The 24,660-nt window shown below is 36.7% G+C and carries 13 protein-coding genes and 1 pseudogene; all 14 read right to left on the bottom strand.

Going from position 1 to position 24,660, the window contains the following annotated elements:
- Positions 1-29: 29 nt before the first annotated feature.
- Positions 30-1,475 (bottom strand): annotated as a pseudogene (locus ACU1LP_RS14305) (tagaturonate reductase).
- Between the two features lie 973 nt (positions 1,476-2,448).
- Positions 2,449-3,894, bottom strand: a complete 1,446-nt coding sequence (locus ACU1LP_RS14300; RefSeq protein WP_445734240.1) for an arylsulfatase — start codon at positions 3,892-3,894, stop codon at positions 2,449-2,451.
- Positions 3,895-4,205: 311 nt separating this feature from the next.
- A complete protein-coding gene (locus ACU1LP_RS14295) occupies positions 4,206-7,622 on the bottom strand; it encodes a sialate O-acetylesterase (RefSeq protein WP_445736613.1) in 3,417 nt (1,138 codons plus the stop codon).
- 253 nt (positions 7,623-7,875) lie between these two features.
- Positions 7,876-8,145 carry a T9SS type A sorting domain-containing protein gene (locus ACU1LP_RS14290; RefSeq protein ID WP_445736612.1) on the bottom strand — a complete coding sequence of 90 codons (270 nt, stop codon included), beginning with the start codon at positions 8,143-8,145 and terminating at the stop codon, positions 7,876-7,878.
- A 107-nt stretch (positions 8,146-8,252) separates the two neighbouring features.
- Positions 8,253-8,912, bottom strand: coding sequence for a hypothetical protein (locus ACU1LP_RS14285; protein ID WP_445736611.1), 660 nt, complete (start codon positions 8,910-8,912; stop codon positions 8,253-8,255).
- A 119-nt stretch (positions 8,913-9,031) separates the two neighbouring features.
- Entirely contained in the window at positions 9,032-10,384 is a 1,353-nt protein-coding gene (locus tag ACU1LP_RS14280) for a glycoside hydrolase family 28 protein (protein ID WP_445736610.1), read from the bottom strand.
- Positions 10,385-10,410: 26 nt separating this feature from the next.
- On the bottom strand, positions 10,411-11,256 hold the full coding sequence (locus ACU1LP_RS14275) for a sialate O-acetylesterase (RefSeq protein WP_445732424.1): 846 nt from the start codon (positions 11,254-11,256) through the stop codon (positions 10,411-10,413).
- Complete coding sequence (locus tag ACU1LP_RS14270) at positions 11,253-12,734, bottom strand: glycoside hydrolase family 28 protein (protein ID WP_445736609.1); 1,482 nt, start codon at positions 12,732-12,734, stop codon at positions 11,253-11,255. The genes ACU1LP_RS14275 and ACU1LP_RS14270 overlap by 4 nt, the downstream gene beginning before the upstream one ends.
- Before the next feature lie 42 nt (positions 12,735-12,776).
- Positions 12,777-15,569: a glycoside hydrolase family 31 protein gene (locus tag ACU1LP_RS14265; RefSeq protein WP_445736608.1), complete on the bottom strand. Its 2,793-nt coding sequence runs from the start codon at positions 15,567-15,569 to the stop codon at positions 12,777-12,779.
- 42 nt (positions 15,570-15,611) lie between these two features.
- Positions 15,612-17,042, bottom strand: a complete 1,431-nt coding sequence (locus ACU1LP_RS14260; protein WP_445736607.1) for a hypothetical protein — start codon at positions 17,040-17,042, stop codon at positions 15,612-15,614.
- A 412-nt stretch (positions 17,043-17,454) separates the two neighbouring features.
- Positions 17,455-19,005: a RagB/SusD family nutrient uptake outer membrane protein gene (locus ACU1LP_RS14255; protein WP_445736606.1), complete on the bottom strand. Its 1,551-nt coding sequence runs from the start codon at positions 19,003-19,005 to the stop codon at positions 17,455-17,457.
- An 86-nt stretch (positions 19,006-19,091) separates the two neighbouring features.
- Complete coding sequence (locus tag ACU1LP_RS14250) at positions 19,092-22,388, bottom strand: TonB-dependent receptor (RefSeq protein ID WP_445734296.1); 3,297 nt, start codon at positions 22,386-22,388, stop codon at positions 19,092-19,094.
- 127 nt (positions 22,389-22,515) lie between these two features.
- The gene (locus tag ACU1LP_RS14245) at positions 22,516-23,580 is read right to left on the bottom strand and encodes a FecR family protein (RefSeq protein ID WP_445736605.1); all 1,065 of its coding nucleotides are present in this window, start codon (positions 23,578-23,580) and stop codon (positions 22,516-22,518) included.
- A 127-nt stretch (positions 23,581-23,707) separates the two neighbouring features.
- On the bottom strand, positions 23,708-24,322 hold the full coding sequence (locus ACU1LP_RS14240; protein ID WP_445734962.1) for an RNA polymerase sigma factor: 615 nt from the start codon (positions 24,320-24,322) through the stop codon (positions 23,708-23,710).
- Positions 24,323-24,660: the final 338 nt, after the last annotated feature.

Genomic DNA, 24,660 nt, shown 5'->3' with positions numbered 1-24,660 from the left:
TGTAATTTGTTATGGTTATACTATAATACTTAAAACTTTTTGCTGTAATTAGCAAATCCGGCTTCAATACCGTTGGCGTCAATTTCTTTTAAGGCAAAAGCAATGGCTTCGGTCAGGTTTTCAACTTTAGTTAAATCTTCTCCCCAATAATCCTTAATGCTCAGTGCGTTTTTTGCTATTTCTAAATAATCGTCAGACTTCCAAATATCAGAAAATTTGGCAATAATATCGTCACTGTCCTGAACTGGCAACGTTTCCCCATGCCAAGTGCCTTTGTAAAAACGCAATAAAGAGGCAAACGCAAAAGTTAAATTGGTTGGTAGTTTTTTATGGATTTTTACATATTCAAGTAAACTTGGCAGCACCCTTACCGTGAACTTGGAAATAGAATTCAAAGCAATACTTGATAGGTTATGGATGATGAACGGGTTTCTAAAACGGTCGAAAATTTCATCAGAGAAACTATTTAATTCGTTTCTATCCATGTTAAGGGTTTCATTTATTTCATCAAATACCGCTTTGTGTATAAAAGGCCCGGTAAATCCGTTATCTACAGATTGTTTGACTGTTTTGTTTCCGTAAAGCAATGAAAAAGGCACCATGGCCGTGTGCGCACCATTCAAAATGCGCACTTTTCTGGTGCGGTACGGTTGCATGTCATCAACAATCTTGACGTCTAAACTTGTTTTATGGAATGGCAATTTTGCTTTTAAACCGTCGCCTCCCTCAATGACCCAAAGTAAAAAAGCTTCGGCAGCAACAATTAAATTATCTTGATAATCCAACTGTGCATTGTAAGCTTCAATGCCATCTTTTGGGTACCCCGGTACAATCCTATCAACCAAGGTGCTATGGAACGAATTGCTTTTCAAAATCCAAGTTTTAAAATCATCGCCTAAATCCCAATCCGCTATGTACTTTAATATGACCTCTTTTAAAGTCTCCGAATTATGATTGATAAGTTCACATGGAATGATAGTTAAACCTTTAGATTTATCGCCATTAAAATGCTTAAAACGTTCGTGCAGAAGCACCGTTAATTTTGCAGGGAATGAACTTGGTGGTTGCATTTCTGGTGTATCAGAACTCACATAAGCAATACCGGCTTCGGTGGTATTGGAGATGATAAACTCTAACGATGTTTCTTTAGCCAAGCTTAAATAATCGGTAAAATAAGCGTAAGGATCCACCGCTTTAACGATGTTGGAAATTAACTCAACTTCCTGAATTTCTTTACCCTTTTTCACACCTTTCATAAAAAGCGTATATAGACCATCTTAATCGTTCAGCATGCTTACCAAGCCTCTTTCAATGGGTTGTACAACTGCAATACCTGCATTAAAATTGGCTGCTTTGTTCAATTCCTGAAAGGCGTAACCTATAAAGGCCCTTAAAAAATTGCCTTCCCCAAATTGTACAATTTTGATTGGAAGTCTTTCTTCCAACCCAACATTTTTTCTATTTAGTTTTTCCATCGTTATTTTTCCAAACAATTTCATTTTTTTATAATACTGTTGCAAGATATAAAAAGCTTTCTTTTTATTGCCAGTTCCCGAGATTAAACCTTTCCTGTTCCATCCATCTTGAATGTTAGGCAATAGCCTTTTTGGTAATCTATAATCAGCCAAAACACACGCAGACAGCCTTCATTACCGAGGGATTTCCTTTAGTACATTAATGAACTCATCTTGACTTTTTCTATTTCATAAAACCTGTCGGCAGAAATGGCTGAAATTCGCCCATATTCCGTCTATTTTCTTATGCGTAGCGATATGCCATGTATTTCAAAAATGGTCCCACCTGGACATCCCGATATATCGGGATTCGGTTAAAAACAAAAAGTTAAGATGGGTTCAATTATCGCTTTGTACAAATAATCAAAAGCAGTTTGAAAATTGATCGGTTGCTTATTCCATATTTTTAAAATTCTTGATATTAGAGTGAGCGGCTAAATCAGGTGATTTATTTTTCCGAATATTATTTACATGAAGGCGGTATGAAAAGTGTAGTTCCATGTTATATTGATCACTTCGACTTCGCTCAGTTCAGACTCTGTTGAAGTATTTTAAATTATTATGCGAATCAAGTGTTGAAAAGATTAAAACCCATTACGATTTATAAGACAATATTAGGGGCGTTAGCCCTAAAATCATCGTAGATACAAACGTTAATTAAATAAAAAGGGGCGTAGCCCTGTTATCTCCATAAAATGACACGATAATGAACAAAAAAGATATAGCCCTGAAATTTAATAAACATTGGCAAACACGTACACAATTATTTTGTCAAAGATGTCAGGGCCAAAGCCCCTAATCCATCATCATGGCTCATTTTGTTACTACTAAGACTACAGGGCTAGCGCCCCTAAGGCAAGCGCCCACTCCAATTTTCACTCGGCTGAATTCTTATGTCGAACTCAGGTTATTAAGATAGCCCCATGAATTTCAATTATTTTTCATATCCAAAACTAAATTCCTTTGAATAATTATGTTCTTTGCGCATGATTGAATCGATCTTTTCCACTATTTCTGGATTTTGATCTGCAATGTTATTTTTTTCACCCAAATCAGAAGCAAGATCATAGAGTTCAATAGGAGATTTTGCATTATTACCCATGTTCAAGCGCACTCCTTTCCAATTCCCCATTCTTACTGCTTGCTTTCCACCTTTCTCATGAAACTCCCAATACAGATAACCATGTTTTTCTTGTTTTTTTCCTAACATGGTTGGCAAGTACGAAATACCATCAATATTTTGAGGTGGTTTTATTTGTGCTATTTCAGAAACAGTAGGTAAAAAATCCCAAAATGCAGAAACATGGTCGGAAGTTTGTCCAGGTTTTATTTTTCCTGGCCAATATGCAATCATAGGAACACGTATTCCTCCTTCGTACAAATCCCTCTTGTACCCCCTTAGATTTGCATTACTATTGAAAAAATCAGGATCAGCGCCACCTTCTACGTGCGGACCATTGTCCGAAGTAAAAATTATAATAGTGTTCTCTGCAATACCTAAGGCTTCTACTTTTTTGCGAATTTCTCCCACCTGCTCATCCAATAAACTCACCATTGCCGCAAAAGTGGCATGTGGTTCTTTTTGAGAGCCATAATCTCCATTTTTGTAAAACTCCCCATCATCAGTTCCTTGAAACTCTTTCTCTGGTGAAAACTTGGCACGATACTTTTGCTTAAAACGCTCAGGAGCAGCCAATTCAGCATGAGGTATCACCGAGGCATAATACAGGAAAAAGCTTCTGTCTTTGTTTTTCTCTATAAAGGAAAGTGATTGTTGATGGATTAACTCAGGAGCGTACATATCCGTTTGCTTTAGCTTGTTTCCTTCAAGAATTTCCTTGGTTTGGTTGTGCCATAAATGATAGGGATAATAGTTATGGCCCAATCGCTGGCAATTGTAGCCGTAGAATTCGTCAAAACCTTGATTATTTGGGTCTCCTTGTGAAGATGGATAACCTAAGCCCCATTTTCCAAAAGCGCCTGTTGTATAACCTTCTTGTTTTAATATCCCTGCCACTGTAACTACTGTGGAATCTAAAGGGTATTGTCCCTCGGGAAGCACTTCTCTATTTCCGCGAATAAAGGTATGGCCAGTATGTTGTCCTGTCATTAACGAAGAGCGTGAAGGAGCACAGACCGTTGAACCGGAATAATGTTGTGTAAAGAACATACCATCCATCGCTAACTTATCAATATTTGGGGTTGAAAATTTTTCCTGCCCTGTTAAGCTTAGGTCACCATAACCTAAATCGTCCGCTAAAATAAATATGATATTAGGCTTTTGTGCTTGTTTGGTATCAATGATCTTTTTTTGATTATCACAACCACCAATCGTAAACAATAAAATTACTAAGCACCATAATTTAACCACTTGATTCATCTATATTTCAATTTAGTTTATAATGAACTCATTTAAAGTTTTTCAATTTTATTACACGATGAACTCATCTTGACTTTTTGTTTTTAACCGAAAACGAGATAAAATTTGTTCAGATGAGGCACTTTTTGAAAGGCATAGCATCGCTACGCATAAAAAAGGTAACGAAATATGGACGAATCTTAGCCGTTTTTTAGGAAATAGAAAAAGTCAAGATGAGTTCGATATATATTTATTGACATATTTTTAAACCAGAAAGAGATGTTACATAATAACAACTCTCCCTGATTATCAACTCTATATTATTAATGTTTTTATTTCACAACTAACTTACCCATATACACACCATCATTTGCGCCAACAATTTGAACTATATAGAAACCGGACTGACTAGGAGTGTCAAGCGTGATAAGAGACGTATTATTATTCCTATTAATCAATTTTTTATACACAAGTTTACCAGTAATACTAAATATTGAAATTTCTGAAACGGAATTGCCTTTTACATCCATATAAAAGTTCTTGCCTGAAACAGGATTAGGATATATTGATATAGATTTTAGCTTTTCTTTGGAATCTACGCTAAGAGGATCGTTTAAAACATTAAATGTAACACTAACCTCGGCAGTATCCCCATCGTTATCAAATGCTATCGCTTTTAATGTGTGGTTTCCTGCAGATAGGTTCATTAAAAGTGGATCTTGACTATTCTCGCCCCATAAATAAGGAGCAACCCCTTCATTCCTAACAAAATTATCATCCATATATAATTCTATCTTTGATATGGAGCCATCAGGGTCACTGGCATTAACCTTTACAGAAACACTATTCACTGAAAGCTGTGCGCCTTCAGTGGGCGTAGGTGCTGCAAAACTTACAATAGGCGTTTGGTTGGACGAAACACTGAATGCTATGGTTGTTTCAGATTGAAAAGTGTCATTATCTGCAGCCACCGCTTTTAGTGTATAAGGGCCCGCTGCAAGATTTTTTAATTGTGGATAATCACTCCATTCATACGGAGCGCTTACTTTTGTATCTAACAAAACATTGTTTAAATAAAGAGCTACCGAGGCAATAGAGCCATCAATATCCATGGCATCTACAATAACAGTTAAATCAGATCCCACAGGTACTTTGGCATTAGCAAGAGGCTGTGTAAAACCAACAATGGGGTTAGAAGCTACACCACCATATATTGCATTTAAAACTCTATCGGCATATCTTTCTCCAAATATTATTTGGCTATTTCTATCAAAATGAAGACCATCGCCTTTATCGGTCAATCCTAAAGAAGAAACCCATGCTGAATTAGTTATGGACGTTGGAATTGTTTTAAGCATTTCATTAAAATCGGCATGACCCGCTTTGAATTGTCCCAGTTGGCCCGCAACAAAAAACAAGTTCGGATTCCCCAGATCGTCTCTTAAATTGGCCACTAAATTTGCCAGTTGCTGTGGATACTCGCTTACCTCGGTCGGTGTGATATTTGCCTCTCCTTGATGCCATAAAACCGCTTTAAAGGTGCCCCATTTTTGGGCTTCAATAGCTCTTAAAATAGCTTGGGCGTATAAATTATCAGTTTTTTCATCCCATTCATCCATATCCGTATCGCCCCTTGCATTTACTACAAATCCTATTTGGTTGCTAATGGCAGCAGCAATTTTTTTTGAAAATGAAAATGAGGGCCCTATTTGTTGTAAACCCACCTCTTTTCTGGTACTGGAATATAGATTGAATGGATTTACCGCATCAATAAATTGACCGGCATCTGCCATTAAATAGGCGTTTTCAACAGGGTCTAAATCACCTAAAAGAGGCTTAATGGTTGCCCTGCCTGCCATGTTTGACTGACCGATGGATAGAAACAGATCCAATTCGGGCAATTTTTCAAATTCTACCTTATAAGTCATTATAGTAGCCGTATCTTGAGACGTTACCTCAATGGTCGCTGTTCTTTCAGCTAAAGTCCCACTTAAGTTTGTAGCTTGAGTGATTGAGTAAGTAGCTCCAACAGCAGTTGGTGTTACCGATACAACAGGCAACACATTATAGGTGTATGGAAGATAGAAAGAAGTAGTTGCTGCATTATCAAAATAACTTATCGCCACACCATCAACTTCTATCTTATCCAAAGTTACAACCGATGAACTGCCATTATACGTTATATTAGTGGCAAAGCCTTTGTTTTGAATGTGTCCCGCTGCGGCGTTCAATACAAGTGTATTCCCAAAATATAAATCCGTAATCGTTACGCCATCAATGTTATTGGTAGCATCCTGTCCCCAAAAATAGGAATCATTAGCTCCAAAATCATTGAATTTTACTCTAGTAATTTCAATATTACTAATCTTACCAACACCCACCTCATAAGACGTACTTGGTTGTTGGGTAATTTCCATTCTAAATGGGCTATCCACATACTTGCCTTTTGTAATACTTGTTGAAGTACCCGTCATTTTATCCACAACCCAATCAACAAAATGAATATTATAAAAATTCCCATCGCCGTACCAATGGTCTAAATTGAAGGCTCTTTCACAATCCAGCACGTTTATATTCTTCGCCCAAACATCGTAAATATCATCCTCTGCCTGCATGCCAACTTTAAATCCTGATGAAATGCCGGATTTCATCACTATATCATCATATATTACATTATATACAGGGTCTCCTGGTTGTACTTTCGGGAAATTTTGTGTTTTTATAGCTGCCGTATCATCGGCCGTTGATATAAAACAATGTTGTACTGTTATATTATTAGATCCAATAACGTTAATGCCATCATTCCATGCCCATGTCATTTCATTTAATATTTTTACGTTTTTTACCAGTCCGTTACTAGAACCTTCAACAAAAGTTAAAGACCATGCGGTACTCTCAACACATAAAATACCCTCAAAAGTTGTATTGGTCGAGTTGGATATTTGCGCTGGCCCAATTCTAAATTCTCCATCACTGTCCGTTCTAACGTTACCATTCAATAGGTTGCCACGGGTATAAATACTACCCCTGCCATACACTTTTACATTAGTGGCGTTATCAACTCTCAAAATATGGTTGGGAAGGGAACTATTAGGAAATTCAAATTTGCTGTTTTTAGCCAATAGAGCAGCCCCTCCTTTTAAATAAAGATTCACATTGCTCTTTAAATAAATGGTTCTAACGAGATATACGCCTTCAGGAACATAAACCGTTCCGCCGCCATTTGCAGCTGCATTATTAATAGCTTGTTGAAAATAGAAAGTAACATCGGTAGCACCAGTATTATCTGCATTATATGGGGCTTGTGTAATATTGTAAATACCAACACCAGAAGCGTTGGGTATAGTTTCTTCAATGGGGTCAATCAATAAATACAGTACCGTTTTACTGTTTATCTGGATTTGAAGGTATCTAGATTCATTTACTGTAAATTCCAACTTTGTGGTATTTACTGTTCCTGTTATGCTATAGGCGTTTGGGCTTATTGAATAATTGGTAATAGCCTCTCCGCCATCTACTTCAAACGTATTACTGCCACTTGCAGAAAGATGTGCGAAGTAATACTGAAGATCGCCGTGCGGCCTGTATTCGGCAACCGGTACGTCCACACCGTTTGCCTTTACTGTATAATACGTACTCGCAGTATAGCAAGATGCCAACGGATACGTTTCTATATTTCCGGCAAAAACAGGTGAAAAATACAGGAGTGAGCAAACTACTACTGCAATTAGGTGTAAATTTTTTTTCATTTCTTTTTTATTAATTTTTTTAAGAAGCTAAATGCCTTTATTTTTTCAATTTCACTACTTATATATCATATAAATACGTAAAAAAGTTAGTGGTCTTGTGGATACGATCAATATCATTTAAAATACATGTTTTTTACAATGATCTTTTTTAACCATACATTGATAGTATCATTATGCTGTAACAGCACTAAATATTAAATAAAGAACCCTGAAGTTTAGTCCTCATTTTTCAGGGTTCTTTATCTTATCTATCTTATTTTAGTATAAACTTTTTATTGTAAATGTTATCTATTTTAATAACATAGATTCCTTTGGCCAAGTCTGCTACATCAATAGAAATTTTATAGTCAGAGATATTTTTAATCGCTTTAACTCTTTGACCGGTCATATTGAAAATTTCAATGGTTTTCAATTCATCTGTTCTATTGCTTACATTCACGGTAGATTGTACATTATCAGTCCAAACACTAAAGTTGTTTTGTTCAGTAATGGTTGAAACGCTTAACGTTGGATCTAAAAGCAATTTTATCTCACTTATTAAAAGTTCAATTCCTAAAGCTATTGGAGGCCCGTAATTATCGCCTCCTGAACCACTTCCTATAGGGAAATAAGTTCTAGCAGCAGGTGGCGTTACCCCTGAACCTGTATAGGTTTCAACACTTTGGGGAAACGTATAAAAGCTGCAGCGCCTTCCGTATTGTTAAATAACACTTTACCACTTGTACCTAGCTCCACATCAACTTGGCTAATAGCCGTAAACGAGCTGTTACCTGCGTAATATCGTAGATCTGGCGCAGTAGTTATATCAATATTTCTAAAAATATAATCACTTGGATATATGATTTGGCTTGCGCTACTTATTTCTGGACCCGTAGCGCCATTTTGTGTAAATACACCCCCTTGAATAGGGTCGGTTGCGCTTGGAAGCCAATGCAATCTGGTAGATCTAACAGTATAAGGATTAAGCGTAATCATGGGTTTATTAATAGCATTCCATAAATCTGCCACTGAACCATTAAATTTTCCACTATCTGTATGGCGAGCAATAATAACGATATCTGGACCTGTTGGACCATTAATAAAGTCCAATTTTGCTTGGTCAAAATCATCTTGATTAAATTTACTTGCATCAAATCCTTTATCGATGAAAAATGCTATCCAAGCATCATCAAAAGTACCATACCGTGCTGCTTCTACGGTATTTGTAACCCAAAGCACTTTTTTAGGTTGTGCAAATACATTCAATGTTAAGAACATGCTTAACACCAATAATAATAATTTTGTTTTCATAATTTTAAGTTTTAAAGATTAATAATTGTATTCAGTATGGTTTTCCGTATTGCTTTTTAAACTTTTTGAGGACTGGGCTATTTACAATTACGGTAGCCATACCTTTTTTTTTAGTTATATTATTTTATAGTTATATTTTTTACGTCTTGTTGTACCAACCATTCACGGGCATCCGGTAATTCTGAACTTATGTTGCAATTGATGAATTCAACACTGTCTGTATGCCTGATAAAAAAACCATAGGCATTGGTATCTCCAAATTTGTATCCTTCTGGGTATGATCCATCATATTCCATAACCGTTTGGTCTGTTTTTTCAATGCCTCCTTTTAATTCTAGATCCAGATCCTCAAAAGTTATATTTTGGACATTATGACCCGGAATTCCTGTAATGATGGAGGGATATTGTTGGGTAAAGTTTTTACCTCTTATATTCTTGAAATGGATATTGGAAATGGTACCTATTCTTGTTTTTCTTCCCGGAACCGTTCGGCGCCTATCTGCCAACAGCACAAAAATGGCTTGACCCGAATTGGAAATTTCCACATCGCTAATGTTGAGATTGTCTATAATAGCACCGTCCATCGATTCAATGGCTATGGCCGAATTTCGTTTGACATTTTTTATGGTCAGTCCAGAGACTTCAAAATTCATAAAACTTCCGAGAGCGTCCGTTCCCAATTTAAAACCGTTTCCTGCATTTACGTTCAGTTTATCCACAACACAGTTGCGCACAATAGCATTGATGCAGCCATATTCACTACCACTTTTAAAGCAGATACCGTCATCTTCAGACTTGATGTCGCAATCTTCAATCAACACATTATGGCAATCTACAATGTCTATACCGTCGCGGTTTGGTGACAGATTTCCGGTGCGTACTTTAACATTGCGAATGGTAACACCATCACATTCAATGTACACTTGGGTCCAACTAGCCGGTTTTAAAAGGGTAAGGTCTGAAATTGTAATGTTTTTGGCTCCTACAAATGATAAAATAGTAGGCCTGTCTTTTTCCGCACCCAAGCTTTTTACGTTCATCCAAGGGTCAAAATCTCCTTGTCCGTCAATGGTGCCTTTTCCTGTAATGGTTACATTTTGAACATGGTTGCCGTAAATTAACCTACGTTGCATATCTTCATACATGCGATTAGGGTATTGGGTTTCCAACATACCCGTTGGATATGCTTCCTGTGAATCCGATTGAATGCCCAGTAGCGTTGCAGAAGAGTCTATTTTTATGGTCATATCGCTCCCTAACATCAATTGGCCTGTTAAAAATTTGCCATTTGTAAATAAAACAGTGCCCCCAGTGCCCTTGCAAGCATCGATGGCCTTTTGGATGGCATCATGGTCGTTGGTAACGCCGTCTCCCTTTGCTCCATAATCGTAAACATCATGAACCACTGTTTTTCCTGCATTTGAACATTGATAGAAGATGGGTATTATAAGAAGTAGAATGTATTTTCTCATTATTTATGGGTATTGAATTTTTAATTTTACTTTTTTGCTATTGCCATCACTTCTTCTAGGTATGTATCTGCATACCTTTTCCCTAATTTTCTTTGGGATTCAGAATTAAAATGGATCTTGTCACTGTTGCTTTTCAAGTCTTGTGTGTAAACCACATAGGTGTTTTTATCGGTTTCAGCCACCTCATCAATTATATTATTTATGGCATCCCACTTATGTTGCCACTCCATGGGTTCAGCATAAGCACCAAGCTGTCCCATTAAAATTGGTAATGCGTCATTTCCTGTTATATCTCTAAACATTTTTGTTAACTTTCGTAAATTTTCCGCATAATAAGGAATGAGTTCCGTCTTGGCGTTCGCTTCACCTTGGTGCCATAATACGCCTTTTATCTCTCCGTATTTTTTGGATTGCTCCACCTTACTTTTGAAATTAGTGAGCAATGGCACCTTTCTGCTTATGGAATCTCCTAGCCATTGTTCAATGGATGTGTTACCAACGGCACTTGGAATAAGACCAATTGAAATGCCAGATGGAATAGCACCTAACAGTTCATTGGCAAAAGACAATCCACTATCCAAACCTTTCATGGTTGGCTCATTGAAATTTAAAGGCTCTTTGGCATACATCCAGTGGCCCAAACTATCTATGGCCAATATTCTTTTATTGGCAATGGTGTCTTGCGGTTCCACCAGTCCACGTCCTGCCATATTGGATTGTCCTGCCATGATGAATATCCATAAACTATCAGGACTGGGCATTTTTTCAACATACTCAACCACCTTGGGGAAGTTTAATGTTCTTTGCGCTTGCCCTTTATTTGAACAAAAGACCAGAAAAAACAGTATGGAATATGTTAATAGGTTTTTCATAGTCTTTTACCATTTATAAAAACATTTTGTATATCGCCGCCCGATTTAAAAAGCGGTCTGGCATCTTCTTTTTTGGGAGAAATGTTTACATTTTCCAATACCATATTTTTAGCATGTCGGATATAAAATCCATATGAAGGGAGCCCTTCCCTAGAGAATTGATGTGCATCTGGATACCCGCCTTCATCTTCTACTACGGTAGCCCCTGCCATTTGGGTGGTGCCGCCACCTTCCATGGAAAGGTTTACGTTTTTGATAACAACGTCTTCAACGGGATGCCCACTAACGCCCGATATAAACGACCCTTGTCTGAAGTTTTTTTCGCCTTTTACATCCCGAATAATGATTTTTTTCAAATAACCGGGTGCAGGTTTTTTAACACCTTTCATAACACGCCCTCTATCCCCAATCCTAAGGAAAATGGGGCTACGCGATTGGTTAATGGTAATATCCGATATCAATATATTTTCAACATTGCCGCCATCAACCGTCGCTAAGGTTATCCCTGTGCTGGCTTCACGACCCATTAAAGATTCCAATGAATCTGGAATGCCACCAAGAACTAAATTACGGGCAATGATGTTTTTAAACGACCCTTGGGTATCGGTGCCAATTTTTAACGCATTGCAAGTAGTTATGAATGTGGAGTTTTCTATTAAAATGTTTTCTGATAGCCGGTTGCTCGCTCCTTTCAGGCACATGGCATCGTCTTCCGCATTTATAAAACAATTCCTTACAATCACATTTTTACAACCGTCAGGATCAAGTCCGTCGTTATTGAAATTGGCATGGTTGATGACTTTCATTCCGTCAAAAATCAAATTTTCACAGTAGAGATAGTTTTGCATCCAAGCCGCCGAATTTCTTAGTAGAATGTCTTTTACCACCACGTTTTTGCATTCAATCATTCTAATACCCAAAGGGCGCCCAACAATTAAACCTTGGGTTTCCGGACCTGAAAAATTTTCTTTTTCACCTCTAAAATAAATCTCTCCTTGTCCGCTAATACCAATATTGGTTACTTTTTCAGCATATATGAGCGACTGTTGAAATATGTACATTTCGCTCATGATGCTTTTTAATGCTTCTATTTTTGGCGGATAATCGTCAAGGTTTAAACTGCCCAATATTTTTGCTTCTTCTGAGATTTCGAGCATCACGTTCGATTTCATCACAATCGTTCCGGTAGCATAATTTCCTTTTGAAAACAAAACCACGCCACCACCTGCTAACGAACAGGTATCAATGGCTTTTTGTATTGCCAGCGTGTTGATGGTTTCACCATCTGGAACGGCTCCAAAATCCTCCACCTTAAAAATACGTTCTGGCACGTTCCATTCCTTAAGATTTGAAGAAAGCGAATCCGCTATTTTATTTAGGGTCACTTCCAATTCCTTATCCCAAGATGTTTTCTGTGAACAGCTCATGAAAAATGAAGCGACTGCAATAAAAACAATCACGTACAGTTTCGTTTTCATCAGATAGCTTGTTAATGGTTTATAATATTTCATCATTTTAATTTAATGTTTCTCTAAATCCACTTTAACATTTTCGCCCGAATACTTAACTTGTTTCCATGTTTTGGAAGCCTTATTATAGCCGAAAGGATGTTCTTTGGAAATAACGGTTATTTCAAAATTCCGTTCTTTTAGCATGCCATCAAAGGTGCCTTTTGGTTCAGAAATATTCAGTTGATCCATTTCATCGTTCCAAGTCCATTTTATTTCTGAATAATTTCCTTTTTCATAGTTGTAGTTAACCCCTTCATCTTCATACAGATTGAATTCTGCATCACTCCCTTTATAAATCCTCAATAAAATAGGATCAGGTTTCTTTTCTGAGGTATATTGTAATTCTGGCCCAAATGGAATAATAGAACCTGCTTTTACAAAAATGGGCATTTCATCCAAAGGCGCCGTTACGGTATAGGTTTGCCCGCCTTCATAATGTTTACCGTTCCAGAAATCGTACCAACCGCCTTTTGAAACCGGTAAGTACACGGCTCTTTCCCGTGCTTTATATTCGGTTACTGGGCAAATAAGAAGGGATGGTCCAAACATGAATTCATCCGATATATTTAAAACTTTTGGGTCGTTGGCAAAGTCGAAAACCAGCCCACGCATCATGGTATAATCCTTATGGGTAACTGCGCCCGCAAGCGAATAGATATAGGGCATGAGGCGGTACCTTAGCTTGTCAAATTTTAACTGGGCATCCTTGTAATTTTCTTTGAACGCCAACATGTTTTGCGGATGTTCGTCCCCATGCACCCTAAATATGGGGCTGAATGTGCCGAATTGGAACCAACGTGTAAAAAGTTCCTCAAACTCATCATAGAAATAAGTGCCATCTCTCATCTCTGAAATATAACCGCCAATATCGTCTGTCCAATACGGCATTCCTGATAAAGAGTAATTCAATCCTGCTACAATTTCACTCCTAAATGTATCCCAACTGGCAGCCACATCACCGGACCATGCACTTGCAGCATATTTTTGCATACCCGCAAACGATGATCGGGTTAAAATAAAGACCCGTTTATTGGGATCGACAGAACGTTGTCCTTCGTAAACGGCTTTGCTATTAAAAAGTGCATACAGGTTTACATAATCATATCCTTTTCCAAAAGCGTTTGGCTCCATGTAATAGGCAAGCTGGTCGGCATTATAATCCTTATCAAATGCCGGTTCTGTGCCGTCAAGCCACCAAGCGTCAAAGCCGTGGGAATAGATATTTCTATTGATTTGGTCCCAATATATTTTTCGTCCTTCAGCGTTGTATGGATCGTAATACGAATTAAGTTGTTGTAAAAAATCCAATTTTTTTTCATCTGCATATTTTTTATATATGGCACCAGCAGCATCCAGTTCCTTATAATTATCGGTGTCCGGATAAAACTTTCCCCATACAGAGATCATGATATTGGCATTTAAATCATGAACCGTTTTCGTCATTTTATCGGGATCTGAAAAATCTGTTTTTTTGAACGAATGGCTTCCCCATGTGTTGCTTTCCCAATAATGCCAATCGAGCACGATATTATCAAAAGGAATGTTGTTTGAACGCAGTTTTTTAGCCATATCCACCACCTCATCTTGGGTTTTATATCTATTTCTGGATTGCCAAAACCCATAGGCCCATTTAGGTAATAAGGTTGTTTTGCCGGTTAGTTTTCTAAAACCTGAAACCACATCGTCCATGTTTTTTTCACCATAAATGAAATAATAGTCAATGTTTCTTGCTGAAGCCGCCCAAAGCGATATGTTTTCATTTTTATCGGATGGTATTCTCCATTTTAGGGTAGGGATTTCATCTTTTATCTGTGTGTATTCAATAACAATTTTATGCTTACCTTTTTCAAGATTAACATGTACCGGGCGTGGCGTACTTAGAATACTTTGCCAAAATTCCATCGCCACTTTATCATCAATATAAAGTTTTAATTTCCCGCGTTCTTCTTTGATCAATTCATATTCTCCAGCTTCATCAATCGTGATGCTTCCTGAAAGTCGGATGGAATTGATGCCTGTCGATTTATCCATATTCTTGTTAAAATCCATCGAGCCATCCCAATCTGCCCATTCCACAGCATCCTTAAAATTCGTATCCGTATAAAATTCACTCATCAGTTTTCCTGCATTACCTGATGTATCTTCAAGGACTGCATTTGGAATAAATTCAGCCGCTTTAAGGTTTCCAAATTTATTGTGCGCATAATTGTCCCATAAAAGCCCATAGTTTTTAGAAGAAACCAGTAATGGTATATAAATTTCCGTGTTTTGTTGGTACAGATCTATGCTACTTCCTTTAAGGTTCAGTTTATCGGTATGGTTTTGTCCCAATCCATAAATAGCCTCGTTAGTGTCTGTAAGGAATGTTTGTTGTGCAAACTGTGTTTTATTGTCATTAATGGTGTTTTCTCCAAATACCCTACCGTTTTCAGAGGGTTCGGCAAGAAGCACTTTGTTATCCTTATCATAATAACTGACGGCACCTGTGGTTTTATCTACAAGTGCTTTTATTTTACTGGTTGAAACCCCCACTGAATTTCCATCTTCAACAACGCTCCATTTAACAGCAACCGGTTCAATTTCAACAATTTTGCTAGTAGCGGTCGTGTCAATTTCACTTGGGTTGGCAATACAACGGATAATATGTTCATCAAACACTTCAAAAACAACCTGTCCTTTATCTGTATGGACCAGTATGCCATTTTGTGTTTTTTCAAAATCAGTTTTCTTTTGATTTTTACATGAACTTATAAAGAATACAAGCATTATAGCCGCAAAAAGATGTGGAATTAGTTTCTTCATTGGAGTGTTTTTATAATTTATATTTTTAGTAACCATTCGGATTTATTTTGAGAATTTCAAATTTTTAATATCGTATGTCTTTACTTTAAAAGTGAGGTCTTTTTCGCTTAAGATCTTTTTACCGTTAAGAACCACATTCTCAAAGAACAAGCCATCAATATGGGTATCTACATATAATGGCAAGGGTTCTCCTTTCATGGTAATATTTCTGAATGTAATATTCTTAAATAATCCTTTTGGAATCTGTAGCCCTAGTAAAGCAGCCGGTTCTTCAAATCGAATATTTTCAAAAAGAAGATTTGAAACTCTGGAAACTTGTTCCACACTATTTGTAGTGCAAATCAATGCTCTAGGCATTTCAAATAAAGAATATGGTACATGGATAATGTCGCAATTTCTCATGGTTATATTTTCAGCATAGCCACTCATCCTGAAAATGTTGGCACGGGTAGGCCATAAAACACAATTCTCGATGGTAATGTCTTTCACCATGGTTTCCATTTTTTCCTTTTTTGCCGTGAACAATGCAAAACAATCGTCTGAAGAACGGATTAGGGAGTTGGTAACCTTGGACCTTCCGCCACCATCTTGCCAATCAAAACCATCGCCATTAATATTCTGGTCGTTTACGGCAAGTACCTTTACATTATCAAATTCCGTATCAAAAGTGCTGTGCATCTGAAGCGTCCAAGTACGACTTTTACCTACAAATGTAACGCCTTTCACTGTTATGCGTTCAGAATTTTCAGTAGTAAGCGGATGCCAATCTTTTCTGTGCCATACGCCATTGTCGTGGGTTTCAGATTGTGGGCCATTATAATACACCACACCACGCCCCAGGATCTTCACATCATGGGCATCCCAAATATTGATGCCCCCGTAAAGAACTGCACCTGCTTCCAGATACAACGTCTGTCCGCTTTTTAAGTCCATATTTTGAAAATGGGTGCCAGCTTTCAAGTAAATTGTATTAGGATCGGCTTCTTGTGGTGTATCCGTTTCTGGTTGGTTCGCAAACAAGAACAAAACCATATCATTATTATCAATAGCTACTCGATTTGTATTGGTTCCTTCCAAAACATACTGCCCTGGTTTATCAAGCGTAAAAGTAGCTGTGGAGCCCTTCGTTTCAACCTTTATATTTCGCGACGAGGGACGTATTACAGCTTCGCCACCTTCCCAAACAGAAGCACCATCCACTTGCTCATCCCTTATGGGCAGTGGTACGCCTATTTCCCTAACAATTTTCCCATTTACTTTAACAGTCACTTTATCGGTAAAATCGAAACTGACAAAATGAACTCTCGGACTCGCTTGAAATACTTCCACAGGAATCCCATTTATCTCTACGGTATATTGTTTGGATTGAAACTCTCTTGGTACAGAATGAGGCATTACAGTTTGCCCAAAACTCTGTAAAGAAAAACAAGCAACCACCATTAGAAGGATTGGAAATATTAGATTTTTTTTCATGTGTTTATATTTATTGTTTTTTATCCCGATAGCTATCGGGACTGTTCGCTATTAATCATTCTTTTAGGTGATAATGACCTTAACATGCTCGTTTCATAATTCAGATACTAGATTAAACTATTTTTAATGGTATAAACTTTTAAAACCTCTCAAAAGTTTTTCCCTATTTATCAAATAAAACTTATGCATAACAGCGGTGAGCAAAGGTGTTTGTTATGACAAAACAGCTTTACATCTGCATAAATAGATGGAAACAGTAGGTTGGGGAAACCCTATAATAATATTATATTAACAGAAAGAAAACGCATGATTTCTATATGCTCTCTTTAGAATAAAATAGCCTCCTGAATAGTTGAACAATAAATGTTCTTTTTTCCTAATACTATTTAGGAGGTTATTTAAAAATTACTGTTTAATTTTCATACCCTGGATTTTGCGGGAATGTTTTCATAAAATCAATTTGGCTTTGCGGAATAGGTAGGTCTACCATATATGGTTGCATAGTACGGGGTACTACATTTCTAGAATTCGATCCAAACTTAAGGTTTGCATTTACCTGCTGAACAAGCACTCCCATTCTTTTTAATGTAAACCAACGAAGTCCTTCAAAACAAAGCTCTCTCGCTCCTTCATCTAAAATGGTTTGTTGATCGATGCTGGTCACATTGAGCAAACCGGCTCTTTCCCGAACTTTACGCATATACTCCAAGGCTTTTGGATTGGTGGGATTATTTGTGTTCCTCCAATGTGCTTCCGCGCCTAAAAGATAGGTTTCAGCCAAACGATAGATAATAACATCTTTATACCCCAAGCCTGTTGCAACGGGCTTCTCTAAATCAAAGTATTTTTTAAGACTCCAATGAAATTGTCTAAAATTATCAGGATACCTTCTTGGATCCAGAGGTTGTCCGAAATTTGGAGAAAGTGGGTTGTTAACAATATACGATTTATCATAAGTTTGTCTCCAAAAGTAATAATCCAAGCGTTTGTCTTTTGCAGGGTCATATAAAGACCTTAAGTAATCATTTGGAACTGTCCATGAATAGGTCTGGCCACCCAGTGCAACATCTTCCACCATCTCTGAGGAAGCTTCATAATATCTGTTGGTAAAATAGGCTGCCATGGCATGGGGCGGTCCTCCAGCTCTTCTAGCCGAACCACCGCTTTCTAGGTCATATTGCATGGTATAGATGGCCTCTTTATGGTTAACATCTTGTGCGAACACTTTATCAATAGGCACTAAGCTATAGGTGCCACTTTCAATAATAGCGTCACATTGATCAGCCGCCTCTTTCCAATCTTGCTGCCACATAGCACTATTGGCGCGTAACATTCGGGCAGCACCTTGGCCTGCTCTTCCCGGGGCTACATTCCATTTAAGATTAGCTATGGCAAAATCAAGATCCGAATCAATCAATTTATAAATATCCGCTGGATTTGCAGGTTTATACTCTTTCGGATCGTTCAGGTTTTCATAGGTAGTTACAGTGGTATCCAAAAGGATATTTCCGTATAACCTTATAAGATCAAGATAGGATTGTGCCCTGATGTATTTAGCCTGCCCTATGATAATGTTTCTTTTCTCGGAAGGCATCTCAACATTTGGCGCACTTTGAATAAAAGCACTTGCGTTTGATATAAGCTTATAGTTTTCAACCCAATGAGTCGCAGGAAATAGAAGAGGATTATATTCCGTTCCATACACTTGCTGATCGTTAAAGGTTCTAACTAGAGCCAAGTCATGCGAGGTATATAAAAAAAGACCGCTCTTTTGCTGAACCCACCTACTATCGCGTTGCAGATTGTACAATCCAACAATACCGGATTCAAGCCCCCCAGGAGTTAGATAAATGGTACTTTCAGTAGCTCTGTCCTCTCTGTTTTCGTCTAAAAAATCTGAGCAAGAGCTATTCAACAATACTATCCCTAAAATTAATAATGGAATATGATTTATTTTTTTCATGATTATTGTTTTTTTAATTTAATTGGTAACTAAAGTTGAAATACATGTTTTAAATGTCCATCTATCTTACTACCAATCTATGTTTATTAAAAATTAACTTGTAGCCCTGCAGATATAATTTTTGCTTCTGGATAACTCCCTGGGTCTTTTTCAGGACTGTAAGAAAGAAAATCAGTCCATGTTACTAAGTTTTGACCCGTTACATAAAACCGAAGTTTAGTCAGATTCAATTTAGAAACCACCTCGTTTGGCAAAGAATACCCTAATGTGATGTTTTGTAAACGCACATAAGAAGCATCCTCATACCCCATTGTTGTAATATAGGCTGGATCATTACCTTCCTGAGGACTTGGATAGTATCCGCTGGTATTTTCGGGAGTCCAATAACTAACAGCTATTTGGTTACGGTCACCTCTTAAGGTACCGCCATATTTATAAGCGTTCAGGTAGGGGTTGAGTCTGGTAACGCCTTGCACGGTCATCACATCCGCTGAAAAATCAATGCCTCTATAATCTAAATTAAAGGAGAAGGTTCCGTACCAGTCAGGGTCTTGCGAAATAATATATTGGTCTTTTGAGTCCAGTACATTATCATTGTTTTTATCCTTAACCTTAATCTGTCCCGGTATGGCATTAGGCATGTAGGAATTTGCAATATCATCATCTGCCTGCCATATTCTATCATAGAGTTGCGTATAGTAAACATTTATAGGCTGCCCTATAAACCATTTATTAACAATATCATCCTCACCAGTACCATAAAGGTCCACAATTTTATTTCTGTTTCTGGTAAAGTTAAAACCCAATTGCACTTTTAAATCGTTATTATTTATAACAACAGCATTCATATTTAATTCAATACCTTTATTTTGAACTTCTCCTATATTGTCATACATACTTTTACGTCCTGTATCAGCCGGAAGAGACCTTTCTATCAATAAATCTGTCGTACTTGTATTGTAATATTCAAAAGTACCCGATATACGATTTTTCCAAAAGCCAAAATCAACACCCACATTTGCCGTTGTTGTTGTTTCCCATTTTATGTTTGGGTTAGCCAATCTAGTGCTTTGGGCGTAACCTGTAATTATATTATTTCCATAAATATAATCTTTCTGATCAACAACGGGGATGCTTGTATAAGGCAGTATGGCTTCGTTACCAACGCTACCATAACTGGCCCTTAATTTTAGGTTGCTTACCACATCACTATTTTCCAAAAATGGTTCTTTATAAATATTCCAACCTAAAGATACGGCCGGGAAATACGCCCATTTATTATTGGGTCCAAAAACGGAGGAACCATCGGCTCTTGCTGATGCCGTTAGATAATATTTTCTTAAATAGTTATATTCAACCCTTCCAACAAAAGATAACAAGCTCCGTTTGGTGTTGCTAAGGGAAGGCGTTAGAATTTCAGCAGTAGCCAAACCGTAGATCCCAAGAACATCGTCGGAAGTATTATCAAAATTAAGATTAAAACCTGTTGAATTACTTTTAATGACACTCTGTACAAAAGTAACATCCAAACTATTTTTATCGTCTTCTAAATTATAAGTTAAAATATTCTCAATCTGCATTTCATTGAACTTTGAATACTGAATACCTCCTTCTCCTTTATTACCATTAGCTACTCCTGCTGCGGATAAAGCCGTTTCATAACTATCTCTATTTTGATTGGAAGATCTACGGCTTGCATTAACTCTGTAATTAAACCCTTTAAATGGACTAAAGTCTGCGTAGAGATGTATTAAATCATTTCTATAATCTGTTACTTGACTGGTTTCATAAATATCAAGCAAGGGATTGGTCAGATCCTGAAATCCATTGGGATAAAGTCTTAATGTCCCGTCATCATTATAAATTTTACCTAAAGGAGACGCAATAACAAGCCGTGCAAGTATCTGATCCACACTAGGATTGTTTCTCTGGGAAATCTGAGCAGAACTATTGATACCCACTTTAACCCAATCGTTTATGGATTGGCTCATATTCAACCTAAGGTTGGCTTCTTTAAAATCGGTATTGGGAATCACACCATCTTGACTTCTGTAATTGGCACTTGCGTAAATCTTGGTTTTCTCGGTACCAGAGGATAAACTAACGGTATGGTTCTGCACTGCTGCAGATTTTAATACCTGATCTCGCCAATTGATATATTTACCGTTTGCAATAGACTCTAATTCAATAGGTCCAAAAATTTGCTCATCTGGTTGATATTCAAAATTATTAACGGTTCTATACGCCTCTCTTTTTAATTGTATATATTCTTGTGGTGTAAATAGATCAAAATTCGGATTGATGCTTTGGATGCCATAAAAACCTGAATAAGAAACCTGTGCCTTTCCTGTAGTGCCTGTTTTTGTAGTAATCAAAATGACACCATTTGCGGCACGCGCGCCATAAATGGCTTGCGCCGCAGCATCTTTTAAAATGTCAATAGAATTAATATCTGCTGGGTTAATACTATTAATGTTTTGTCCTACTGTAACACCATCAACAATTATAATCGGAGCATTATTTGCTCCCAAAGACCTTGTTCCTCTTATAAGTATATCTGATGAAGATCCAGGTGCGGCACTTCCTAAAGAAACCTGAACCCCGGCTGCTTTACCACGCAGCATTTCACCAAGATCTGTAGACACCACTTTTGTTACCTCTTCTGCTTTAACACTGGATATAGAACTCATTACATCGGTTTTAAAACGTGTACCATATCCTGTAACCACTACTTCATCAAGTCCCTGTACCGATTCAACAAGCGCAACATTAATGTTTTTACGATTGCCGACCGCAATTTCTTGGGTAGCAAAACCAATATATGAAACAACTAAAACAGCCTCTCCATTTTTAACTTCTAAATTAAATTGGCCATCAAAATCAGTCTGGGCACCGTTTTGTGTCCCCTTCTCAATTACGGTAGCTCCAGGTAATGGTTGTCCGTTAGAATCTTTAACAGTACCAGAAACGGTAAACTTTTGCGCTTTTGTTACTAAAACTTCCTTTACTGACTCTGGCTTCTTTTTTACAACTATTTGCCTGTCTGAAATTACGTAGTCTAAATCTGTTTTTGCAAACGATTGATTCAAGATTTCGGTAATTTGTGCGTTTTTTAAAGTGATTGAAATTTTTACATTATCATCTATAACATCATCTTTATAAAAAAAGATGTATTCACTTTTTTTCTGTATTTCTTTAAATAAGTCTTCAAGACTAATGTTATTTACATTTATATCAATTTTCTCTTGGGAGTAAATGGAGTTGGCATATACAGAACTTAGGCCTATGGTAATAAATAACACAAAAACTCTCATAATAGTTAAGATGACGCTTTTAAACGTCTTTTTTCGTTCTTGGATAGAACGATTAAAGATTTTATTCATAATTTTGTTTTTTTTTATTTAGTTCGTTATTATTGGCGTTTTTTAACGACAATGTAGCTTTCTACCGCCAGGAGATGTTAGCGCATCTTCTGGTTTCTTTTTAAGTTTTTTTTACTTCATATACGTTCTATTTTTTAGTGATTATAAATTTATTGGTTTCGGTTTTTTGATAATCAAGATTGGAGGTTTGTTTTATGGTTTGGATTACTTTTTCTGCATTATCCTTTAAATCTAAATAGCCAGAAAAAGTTTCCTTAGCTAATGCTTCATCTTCAATAGTAATAGGTATGTTGTAATATCTGGATAATCTCCTCATTATATAACTGAGATTATTGTTTTTTAAAATTAACACCCCATCTTTCCAAGAGAAATATTGATTAACATTCACTTGTTTGGATGATACATGGTTAGATTCTAAATTAATGTTAGCCATGGTTCCCGGAGTAATTACCATCTTCTGACTACTTTTATTAGAGACCAACTCTTTTTTATACGCCACTTGAACGCTTCCACTTTTAAGTACTACAAAATTATCATCATCATCGGCGTAACTGCTCACATTAAACACCGTACCCAGAACCTCTATTTCCTGATTTTCCGACAAAACCACAAAGGGGTGTGAAGCATCGTGCGTCACATCAAAAATAGCTTCTCCTTCTAAGTACACTTCTCTTTTGTTGGTGTTAAAAACAACAGGATACACCAACCTCGACCCGGAATTCAACCATACCTTACTACCATCAGACAACGTAATCATCGATCTTTTCCCATAAGGAACCAATAAAGTATTATAGGTTACTTTCCCATTTTTTTCTGTATTTTGTGTGTATGTGTTAGAACCTCCAACATTAACATGGGCTCCGGTTTTTGAATAGGTGATAGAGGCGTCTTCACCTTCTAAATTAATATCCTCACCTTCATTAAGTGTTATGGTAACGTTTTCAGAATTACTAAAATTGACTTTTTCAGATGAATTAACAAAATTGGTAATAGACGTATTTTGAGATTGTTTATGCGAAAAAACACCAATAAAAAGTAGAATGGTAATTGATGCCGCTGCACCGGATAAGTATTGCAAACGTCTTCTTCTTTTTATTTTTCCTATAGAGTGAAAAATACGTTTTTTTAATTGTTGTTTCTCTTCATTGGAAACAACAATTAAATTGTTATTGTCTTTAATATTACTATCCATGATTTAATTTGATCCATGATTTAATTTGATCCAGTTTTTAAAATAGAATTGAAAAATACAATTAAGAACCGCATGTAATATATAAAGCAGTTAATTATAGTTTTATAGACAATATTTTTTATTTTTTTTAGAAAAAAATAATTCGGAAGATAACAAGTAGGAAAAATGGGTACTGTCTTAAAGACTTTACAGCCCTGTATATGGTTGTTCTAGCTGATGCTACCGAGATATCTAAAATGTTAGCTATTTCCTCATAGGAGCAATTTTCCTTAAATCTTAACTTCAAACCTCTTCTTTGGGTTTTTGTTAGGGTCTCAAAAGCTTTTAGAAGTTTGGTGCTTCTTTCTTTTAATGTTTCAGATAAAATTATAGCATCTTCAGGGGATTTAGCATAATTTTTTTTTGAATACACCTCAGAAAAAATCGACTCAGACTGCAAAGGAACTTCTTTTACACGCTCTTGTTTGCATAGTTTTCGTTTGAGAGACGCTATTAAGTAATATTCTACATTATCAGTATCCGATAATTTAGACCTATATTTAAACAAATCAACAAAAAGGTCATGTATGGCATCCATGACTTTGTTTTTATCATTACAAATTTTTAAGCCATATAAAATCAATGTATCTATGTAGATATTGTAAAGCTTGCCCAAGGCATCAGTATCACCTTTTTTAAGGCCTGACCAAATTAATGCATCAAGTTTATTTGCAGATGTACTATTGGTTTCTTTAGCTTTCATTGGTTATAATAATCACTGAAATTGATTAAAAAAAATAAAGTAAGGAAATTTATGAAACATCCCCTTTTATTAATCTCTCAAAAATCGAGGTGGTTTATTCCGATTATTACTGCTAATTTATAAAAATTTATTAAATTAATAAATGAATTTTAAAAGAATTCTAAAATCCCCCCCCATCTGTTAATCCTTATAAAATAAGTTGTTACATTCATGATAAATATACAAAAAACAGTCCTTAACCCGTTCTAATCCCTCTTTGAAGGGTGCACGACAAATTGCATCTAAGCGGCATTTCTAGCAATATCGGTAATTTTATCCCATAATCCACTTTCGGATGC

This window comes from Mariniflexile sp. (assembly GCF_052728615.1).
This window is presented reverse-complemented; position numbering and strand designations above follow the sequence as displayed.